An 8,268-nucleotide genomic window follows, 5' to 3' on the forward strand; every position below is an offset into this window, starting at 1 on the left:
GACAAAGGAAAAGGCGGTCCAACGAAAGTTGGACCGCCTTTTTTATCAATCGGACGCTACTGGCTCAATGCACCCAGTCATTCCAAAGCACGACCAGAATCGTCATCAACGCCGGCCCGATAAACAATCCCACCAGACCAAACGTCTCCGCCCCGCCGAGAATGCCGAAGAGCACGAGCAAGAACGGCAACCTCGCCGCGCCGCCGATCAGCACCGGCCGCACCGCATGTTCGGCCACGAACACGACCACGAAACCAAACACCGCAACGCAGATCGCAGCCACCGTTGCGCCTTGAGACAGCAACCACAAAGCCGCGCCCAAAAACACAATCGGCGCGCAGAACGGCAACATGGCTGCAACGGCGGTCAGCATGCCGAGAAGCGTCGCATGTGGCACACCGGTGACGGCATAGGCCACACCCAGCAGCGCGCCTTCTCCGAGCCCCACGACGACCAAACCCGTCACCGTGCTGCGAACCGAATCCGCCATGCGCCGGGCAAGCGCCGCACCATCCGATCCAAACGCGCGTCTCGACCCTTCGAGCAGTTGCTCACCCAGTTTCGACCCCGCCTTGAACAAGAAGAACAACGTGACGAGCATGAAGCTGAACACGATCAACCCGTGCGCGACACGCCCGCCGAAATGCCGCGTCATCGCGACAATGGTTGCGCTGTGAAAGTGCTTGGCCGCCGGCGATGAACCGAGAGGCGTAGCAAGATTCTCCTGCCACCACGCGGCGACCTGCTTCGATCCCATCGGCAGATGATTGACCAGATCGGGCATGGTGATCCCGCTTCGCAACGATTCCTGAACCCATCGGATCAGGTCGTTTGCCTCGCTTCCCGCCTGGGCCGCGACCACTATGAACGGCACCACGAACACGAGCGCAAGCACCACAGTCATGCCGATTGCAAGCCAGATGCTTCGGTTCCGGAACAATGGCCGCTTTTCCAGCCATGTCAGCAATGGCCACAAAGCAATGGCGATCACCGCTGCCCACACGACGGCGGGGATGAAGTCGCGGATCATCCAGATGGCGAGTGCCACGAGGACCGTGTATAGCAATCCCGAAGCGGTACGTTGCAACCGCCGTGTGCGATCCTTTTCGTCGTCAGAAGTCTGATCGCGTGGATTCATGAAACGTCCTTGTAATTGCTTCCAAAGTTGAAGCTCAAAATGTTTAAAAAACGCATGCCGCGTGGCGGCGACGCAAATCTGTTTGTAATCCGCATGAAGCGTGATGCCAGCCACGCATTGTAATTCGAGCGGGAAGCGGCCAGAATCAAGGGGCTTTTTCCCAGCAACCGCGCTTCAATCTGCCATCGCATCTTTTGATCTAATTTCACACTCACCAATTTCCGTTTCCCTATAATCGGTTCCCTCGCCCCGGCATCCGTTCAAGAGATTTGCAGTGAAAGCTATTCGAACCATTGTCAACGCATGTGCAACAACAGCAATGCTTGCCGGTTGCGCGTCGGGCCTGAACCGGACGAAGGAAGAAGCGATCAACCAGAAGGTCGGAATCGTAGTCCACCCCGCTCACGGCGGCGTTGAGTTGCGCCTTCAGGAATCGGCGCTGTTCGACTTCGATGAAGCGTCGATGCGCCCCGAGGGCATCGTCGTACTAGACCGCGCGGCGGTGCTGCTGAAGCGCAGCACACGACCCATCATGGTCGAAGGACACACCGACAACGTAGGGCCGCTCGACTACAACCAGACCTTGTCGACGGCACGCGCGAACGCGGTCGCCGATGCGCTAGTCGCACGCGGCGTTCCCGCTGCGCGCATCAAGACCCGCGGCATTGCATTTTCGGAGCCGATCGCGTCCAACGCCACGCCCGAAGGGCGTGCGCTGAACCGGCGAGTTGAGATCCTGGTCAGGACCGAGACCGAAGAAACGCTGCTGGGACGCGTCAAAAAGAAATGACGCGCGCCGTCGAGCGCCGTTGTGTGAAGCTTATTTGACGGCCTGCACATCCATCATCAGGAGCTGTGCGCCATCGGTGACCTGATCGCCGACACCGAACAGAATCTCGCCAACGGTGCCGCTCGCGGGCGCGACGATCGTGTGCTCCATCTTCATGGCTTCCATCACCAGCAAGGGCGCCCCCTTCTCCACCACGGCGCCGGCCTCCACCAGCACAGCGATCACCTTGCCCGGCATCGGCGCGGTCAGGCGGCCTTCGCCATGTTCGGCATCAGCGGCGTGGGCAAGCAGATTCTGCCATTCAAACGCCAGCGATACCCCCGCGTAGAACACATGGAACACATCGCCGTCTACGAAGACGCGCCCCTTGATCCGTGTGTCCCCGATCAGCACCACGAATGAATGCGGCTCATCGCCGTGCGACCAGTCGAATGCAAGCGTCTCGCCGGGCAGCTCGAGCTGCTTGTTGTCCGCCCGGCCCGATGTTGAACCGCGCGTAAAGACGGCCACGATTTCATCGTCGGAATCGGCGAGGCGCCAGTTCAGCGCTTGCGTGTAACCGCCGCTCATGCGCCAGTGCGATAACGCGTCCCACGGCGACGCGCCACGCACTTCTCCACCTTCGCGCGTAAGTAGCGCAGCGCAAGCAAGCGCGAGCGTGTGTGTCTTGGATACGGTCGATGGCGCAAACAATGTGTCGTGATGACGCTCGATCAGGCCCGTATCCAGGTCGCCCGACGCGAACGGTTCGCTTACGACGATCCGATGCAGGAACTCGATATTCGTCGATGGACCCACGACCTCGCATTGTTTCAACGCAAGCGCCATGCGCAGCAACGCATCGTCACGATCGTGACCGTGCACGATCAGCTTGGCGATCATCGGGTCATAGAACGGCGTGATGGTATCGCCCTCGCGCACGCCGCTATCAATGCGCACGTTCCCGTTGAACTGAAACTCGACCGCTTCGGGCAAGCGTAAATGCTTCAGCGTTCCAGTCGATGGCAAAAATCCGCGCGAAGGATTTTCGGCATAAATTCGCGCCTCGATCGCGTGGCCGCTCACCTTGAGTTGATCCTGCAACAGCGGCAACGGTTCGCCGCTCGCCACGCGCAGTTGCCACTCGACGAGATCGAGACCGGTGACCATTTCGGTCACGGGATGTTCGACCTGAAGCCGCGTGTTCATTTCCATGAAGTAGAACTGGCCGTCGCCGGTCATGATGAATTCGACCGTACCCGCGCCGACGTAATTCACGGCACGTGCGGCGGCGACTGCGGCTTCGCCCATCGCCTTGCGTACTTCGGCTGAAAGGCCCGGAGCCGGCGCCTCTTCGAGCACCTTCTGGTGACGGCGCTGCACCGAGCAATCGCGATCGAAGAGATACACGGCATTGCCATGCTGGTCGGCGAACACCTGCACTTCCACATGGCGCGGGCGCTGCAGGTATTTTTCGATCAGCACGCGATCATTGCCAAAGCTGCTTGAGGCTTCACGTTTGCACGACAACAGCGCTGACGCGAAGTCCGCGCTCTGCTCGACGACGCGCATGCCTTTTCCGCCGCCACCCGCGCTTGCTTTAAGCAGCACCGGATAACCGATGCCATCGGCTTCCTTCTGCAACAGCGCCGCATCCTGGCTGTCGCCGTGATAACCCGGCACGAGCGGCACCGAAGCTGATTGCATCAGCTCCTTGGCCGCCGCCTTCGATCCCATCGCGGAAATCGCTTCGACCGGCGGCCCGATAAACACGAGTCCCGCCTTCTCGCAAGCCCGCGCAAATTCTTCGTTCTCCGATAGAAAACCATATCCCGGATGCACGGCTTGCGCGCCGGTTTTCAGCGCAGCATCGATGATCTTGTCGATCCGCAGATAACTTTCAGACGCCGCCGCACCGCCCGCATGCACCGCTTCATCGCAGACGGCGACGTGCTTCGATTGTGCATCGGCATCGGAGTAAACTGCCACGCTGCCCACGCCCAGGCGTTTGCAAGTCGCGGCCACGCGGCACGCGATCTCGCCGCGATTCGCAATCAGTATTTTGTTGAACATGACGAAGCCCGGGAAGAAGTGATCACATCCGGAACACGCCAAAACGCGTGTCCTCGATAGGCGCATTCATTGACGCCGCCAGTCCCAGCCCAAGCACGTCGCGGGTCTGCGCGGGGTCGATCACGCCGTCGTCCCACAGCCGCGCGCTCGCGTAATACGGATGCCCCTGCACCTCGTATTGCTCGCGGATAGGCGACTTGAACGCTTCCTCTTCTTCCTTCGACCACGAACCACCTTTCCCTTCGATCCCATCGCGACGCACGGTTGCCAGCACTGAAGCGGCCTGTTCGCCGCCCATCACCGAGATGCGCGCGTTCGGCCACATCCAGAGGAAACGGGGAGAATATGCACGCCCGCACATGCCGTAGTTTCCTGCGCCAAACGATCCGCCGATGATCACCGTAAACTTGGGCACTTTCGCCGTCGCAACAGCGGTCACCATCTTCGCGCCGTTACGTGCGATGCCTTCGTTCTCGTACTTGCGTCCGACCATGAAACCCGTGATGTTCTGCAGGAACACTAACGGAATCTTCCGCTGGCAGCACAGCTCGATGAAATGTGCGCCCTTCAACGCCGATTCTGAAAACAGGATGCCGTTGTTCGCGATGATGCCAACCGGATGTCCCCAGACATGCGCGAATCCGCAAACGAGCGTTGTGCCGTAGCGCGCCTTGAATTCGTCAAAGGCGGAGTCATCGACAATGCGTGCGATCACTTCGCGGATATCGAACGGCTTGCGGGTATCCGCCGGAATCACGCCGTAGATGCTGTGCGGATCATGACGCGGCGGCAGCGATTCCTTGAGCACCAAGGGCGTTGGCTTCACACGATTCAGGTTGCCGACAATGCTGCGCGCTATCCCCAATGCATGCGCATCGTTTTGCGCAAGATGATCGACCACGCCCGAGAGGCGCGTGTGCACGTCGCCGCCGCCGAGATCTTCAGCGCTGACTTCTTCGCCGGTCGCGGCTTTCACGAGTGGCGGACCGCCCAGGAAAATCGTGCCCTGGTTCTTCACGATGATCGATTCGTCGCTCATTGCCGGTACATATGCGCCACCTGCCGTGCACGAACCCATCACCACGGCGATCTGCGAAATGCCCTTCGCCGACATGTTCGCCTGATTGTAGAAGATGCGGCCGAAGTGATCGCGATCGGGGAAGACATCGTCCTGGTTCGGCAGGTTCGCGCCGCCCGAATCCACGAGATACACACATGGCAAGTGGTTCTCTTCCGCGATCTCCTGCGCACGAAGATGCTTCTTGACCGTCACGGGATAATAAGTCCCGCCCTTCACGGTGGCATCGTTGCAGACGATCACGCATTCCTGTCCTGCAATCCTGCCGATGCCCGTGATCACTCCCGCTCCGGGCGCGTCGTCGTTATACATGCCGAATGCGGCAAGCTGCGAGAACTCGAGAAACGGCGTGCCCGGATCGAGCAGTTGCCCGATGCGATCCCGCGGCAAGAGCTTGCCGCGCGACAGATGTTTGTCGCGTGCGGCTTGCCCGCCGCCCAACGCAATCTTCGCGACCTTCTCTTTCAGATCCGCCACCAGGGCTTCGAGCGCCGCCGTGTTCGCGCGAAATTCGTCGCTACGGGGATTCAGTTTCGATTCGATGATCGGCATGAGTGTCTATGCCCTCAAGCCGTTTCGGCGAACAATTCGCGCCCGATCAACATGCGGCGGATCTCGCTCGTGCCCGCGCCGATTTCATAGAGCTTCGCGTCGCGCCACAAACGGCCAACCGGGTATTCGTTGATATAACCATTGCCGCCGAGAATCTGGATGGCTTCGCCGGCCATCCACGTCGCTTTCTCTGCGGTGTAGAGGATCACGCCCGCGCAGTCCTTGCGCACCTGGCGGCCGTGTCCCGCGCCGAGCGTATCGAGCTGACGGCCCACTGCATAGAGATACGCGCGGCAGGCTTGCAGCGTCGTGTAGAGATCAGCGACCTTGCCTTGAATCAATTGAAACTCGCCGATCGCCTGGCCAAACTGTTTGCGATCGTGGATGTACGGCACGACCGCGTCCATGCACGCGACCATGATGCCCGTCGGGCCGCCGGCCAACACCGCGCGTTCGTAATCAAGGCCGCTCATGAGCACTTTCACACCGCCGTTCAACTGGCCGAGCACATTCTCCTTCGGCACTTCTACGTTCTCGAACACGAGTTCGCCGGTATGCGAACCACGCATGCCGAGCTTGTCGAGTTTCTGCGCGACCGAAAAACCCTTCATACCCTTCTCGACGATGAACGCGGTAATCCCCTTCGCACCCGCCTCGATATCGGTCTTCGCGTACACGACCAGCGTGTCGCAATCGGGACCGTTGGTAATCCACATCTTCGTGCCGTTGAGCACGTAATGATCGCCCTTTTCATCGGCGCGAAGTTTCATGCTGACCACGTCCGATCCGGCGTTCGGCTCGCTCATTGCCAACGCGCCGATGTGTTCGCCCGATATCAACCCCGGCAGATACTTGCGCTTCTGCGCTTCCGTGCCGTTGCGATGAATCTGGTTCACGCACAAGTTCGAATGCGCGCCATACGACAATCCCACCGACGCCGACGCCCGCGAGATCTCCTCCATGGCGACCATGTGCGCGGTGTAACCCATGTTCGCGCCGCCGTACTCCTCCGAGACGGTCATGCCGAGCACGCCCAGATCGCCGAATTTCTTCCAGAGGTCCATGGGAAACTGATCGGTTTTATCGATTTCAGCGGCGCGCGGCGCAATCTCTTTTGCGGCGAAATTGGCGAGCGAATCGCGCAACATGTCGATGTCTTCGCCCAGGGCGAAATTCAGACCGGGTACGTCGTTCATGCGGGTCTCCTCCTTCGGGGTATCGGCGGGGCTCTATCGGAGCAGTGAGTGATACTCACACACACCGATTTGCTTGATATTCGGCAGTTTCATGCCGAACCCCACTTTCCGTCAATAGGGATTTGAGCTACGCTCACATTTGTCGAACCCAACCTCAAAGCCATGTCCTCATCGCCCGTCACCGGAAATCGCCGCACGCCTGCAGGCGTCAAGTCGCAGCAACGCGTGAAGGACATTCTTCAGGCCGGCCGAGATGTCTTCGCCGAAAAAGGCTACGACGCGGCCACCAGCGCCGAAATCGCCCAGCGCGCCGGGATTTCGGAGGCGACCGTGTTCAGTTATTTCAGCGGCAAGCGGGAATTGTGCGCGCGGGTGATTGCGGATTGGTACGACGAGATCATCGATGCCTTCGAATCCGGCCTTCCCCGCGATGGCAGCGTGCGGCAGCAGTTTGCGTTCATCGTGAAGACGCATTTGCGACTGATGCTGGTGAACGGTACGGGATTGTGTGCGCTGGTTTTATCGGAGGGTCGCACGAAACATCACGACCTGAGCGACACGCTCACGGACTTGCAACGCCGATACACCGCGCCGCTGATGAACGTTTTGTCGCACGGGCAGAGCATAGGCCAGGTGCGCGCGGATCTGCCGCTACGCTTGCTCCGGTCGCTGGTTTTCGGGCCAATGGAGCATGTCCTGTGGGACGCGACGCTCGCGAAGCGGCATCTGAGCCAGGCTCAGATCGACACGACGGCAACCGAACTCGTCGATGTGCTCTGGACCGCGCTGCAGCCACCTGCTGCAAACCTGACTGCGCTTGCGCAGTTCAGACAGGACGTGGAAGAGGCGTCGCGCCGGTTCGAGGCGTCGCGGCTCGCAAAATAGCGGGCACCGGCCGGGTCCATGGGCGCAGGCGGGACAGACCGTTAGTTGCGTTTAGATTCACTACTTTATGAACCGGCGAGCGATTCCGGCTAACCAGGGCACTGTCGTTGGACGAAGCAGACGCGTATCGTAGCCGCCCATCCGGCGCTCGTTCTCGGTCAGACATAACTCGATCAGCGCCTTCGCCGATATCCCCCCGCCCACCGAATCCCCGACGTTCGCCGGGAAATTCATGTCCTGCGCGGCGCCACCGGTGTCGAACCCTTTGGCCAGCGATATCCGGTCTCGAATCAGCGATACCCAGACGCTCGCGGTCTTCATGAGAAACCACGGCCGTTTGTACCAGGGCAGATTCCGCCGATACCACGCAACCCAGTTCGCGAAAAACAGGATATGGCGCGCCTCTTCCTGAATCACCGGCTCGAACGTTTCAACCAGTTCTTCGGGAAAATAGCCCGTCTGCTTCGCGGCTTCGAACAAACCGAACGCGAAAAAACTATCGATGCATTCGCTGTACCCCGTGAGCATCCAGGCGCGCAGTGCATCGTCGGGCGCTGGATACGGCGGTTCGGGCGCA

General features: G+C 60.1%; 6 protein-coding genes and 1 pseudogene. 2 read left to right on the top strand and 5 right to left on the bottom strand.

Annotation, left to right across the window (positions count from 1 at the left end; all coding sequences use genetic code 11):
- Window positions 1-64: 64 nt before the first annotated feature.
- Complete coding sequence (locus ACFFAR_RS17470) at window positions 65-1,138, bottom strand: AI-2E family transporter (RefSeq protein ID WP_375508187.1); 1,074 nt, start codon at window positions 1,136-1,138, stop codon at window positions 65-67.
- Between the two features lie 274 nt (window positions 1,139-1,412).
- Here ACFFAR_RS17470 and ACFFAR_RS17475 point away from each other — a divergent pair, with 274 nt between their 5' ends.
- Window positions 1,413-1,928, top strand: a complete 516-nt coding sequence (locus tag ACFFAR_RS17475) for an OmpA family protein (protein WP_069638405.1) — start codon at window positions 1,413-1,415, stop codon at window positions 1,926-1,928.
- 30 nt (window positions 1,929-1,958) lie between these two features.
- Here the strand turns inward: ACFFAR_RS17475 and ACFFAR_RS17480 are convergent, their stop codons facing one another.
- From ACFFAR_RS17480 to ACFFAR_RS17490, 3 genes are read right to left on the bottom strand one after another with little or no spacing between them, the layout of a single operon-like run.
- Window positions 1,959-3,980: an acetyl-CoA carboxylase biotin carboxylase subunit gene (locus ACFFAR_RS17480; protein ID WP_174363179.1), complete on the bottom strand. Its 2,022-nt coding sequence runs from the start codon at window positions 3,978-3,980 to the stop codon at window positions 1,959-1,961.
- 22 nt (window positions 3,981-4,002) lie between these two features.
- Complete coding sequence (locus tag ACFFAR_RS17485; protein WP_075358911.1) at window positions 4,003-5,610, bottom strand: carboxyl transferase domain-containing protein; 1,608 nt, start codon at window positions 5,608-5,610, stop codon at window positions 4,003-4,005.
- A 14-nt stretch (window positions 5,611-5,624) separates the two neighbouring features.
- Window positions 5,625-6,806 (bottom strand): isovaleryl-CoA dehydrogenase, encoded by a 1,182-nt coding sequence (locus tag ACFFAR_RS17490; RefSeq protein WP_062172390.1) that lies wholly within the window; start codon window positions 6,804-6,806, stop codon window positions 5,625-5,627.
- Between the two features lie 162 nt (window positions 6,807-6,968).
- Between ACFFAR_RS17490 and ACFFAR_RS17495 the strand changes: the two genes are divergently transcribed.
- The gene (locus ACFFAR_RS17495) at window positions 6,969-7,691 is read left to right on the top strand and encodes a TetR/AcrR family transcriptional regulator (protein WP_062002660.1); all 723 of its coding nucleotides are present in this window, start codon (window positions 6,969-6,971) and stop codon (window positions 7,689-7,691) included.
- Window positions 7,692-7,751: 60 nt separating this feature from the next.
- Here ACFFAR_RS17495 and ACFFAR_RS17500 read toward each other — a convergent pair.
- Window positions 7,752-8,268 (bottom strand): annotated as a pseudogene (locus ACFFAR_RS17500) (ferritin-like domain-containing protein); the annotation flags it as partial.

Source organism: uncultured Caballeronia sp., assembly GCF_964243625.1.
Taxonomy (GTDB): domain Bacteria; phylum Pseudomonadota; class Gammaproteobacteria; order Burkholderiales; family Burkholderiaceae; genus Caballeronia.

What these genes read in the sequence shown, in the direction of transcription:
- ACFFAR_RS17470 (WP_375508187.1), bottom strand. Translation starts at nt 1,138, where the DNA reads ATGAATCCACGCGATCAGACTTCTGACGACGAAAAGGATCGCACACGG.
- ACFFAR_RS17480 (WP_174363179.1), bottom strand. Translation starts at nt 3,980, where the DNA reads ATGTTCAACAAAATACTGATTGCGAATCGCGGCGAGATCGCGTGCCGC.
- ACFFAR_RS17485 (WP_075358911.1), bottom strand. Translation starts at nt 5,610, where the DNA reads ATGCCGATCATCGAATCGAAACTGAATCCCCGTAGCGACGAATTTCGC.
- ACFFAR_RS17490 (WP_062172390.1), bottom strand. Translation starts at nt 6,806, where the DNA reads ATGAACGACGTACCCGGTCTGAATTTCGCCCTGGGCGAAGACATCGAC.
- ACFFAR_RS17495 (WP_062002660.1), top strand. Translation starts at nt 6,969, where the DNA reads ATGTCCTCATCGCCCGTCACCGGAAATCGCCGCACGCCTGCAGGCGTC.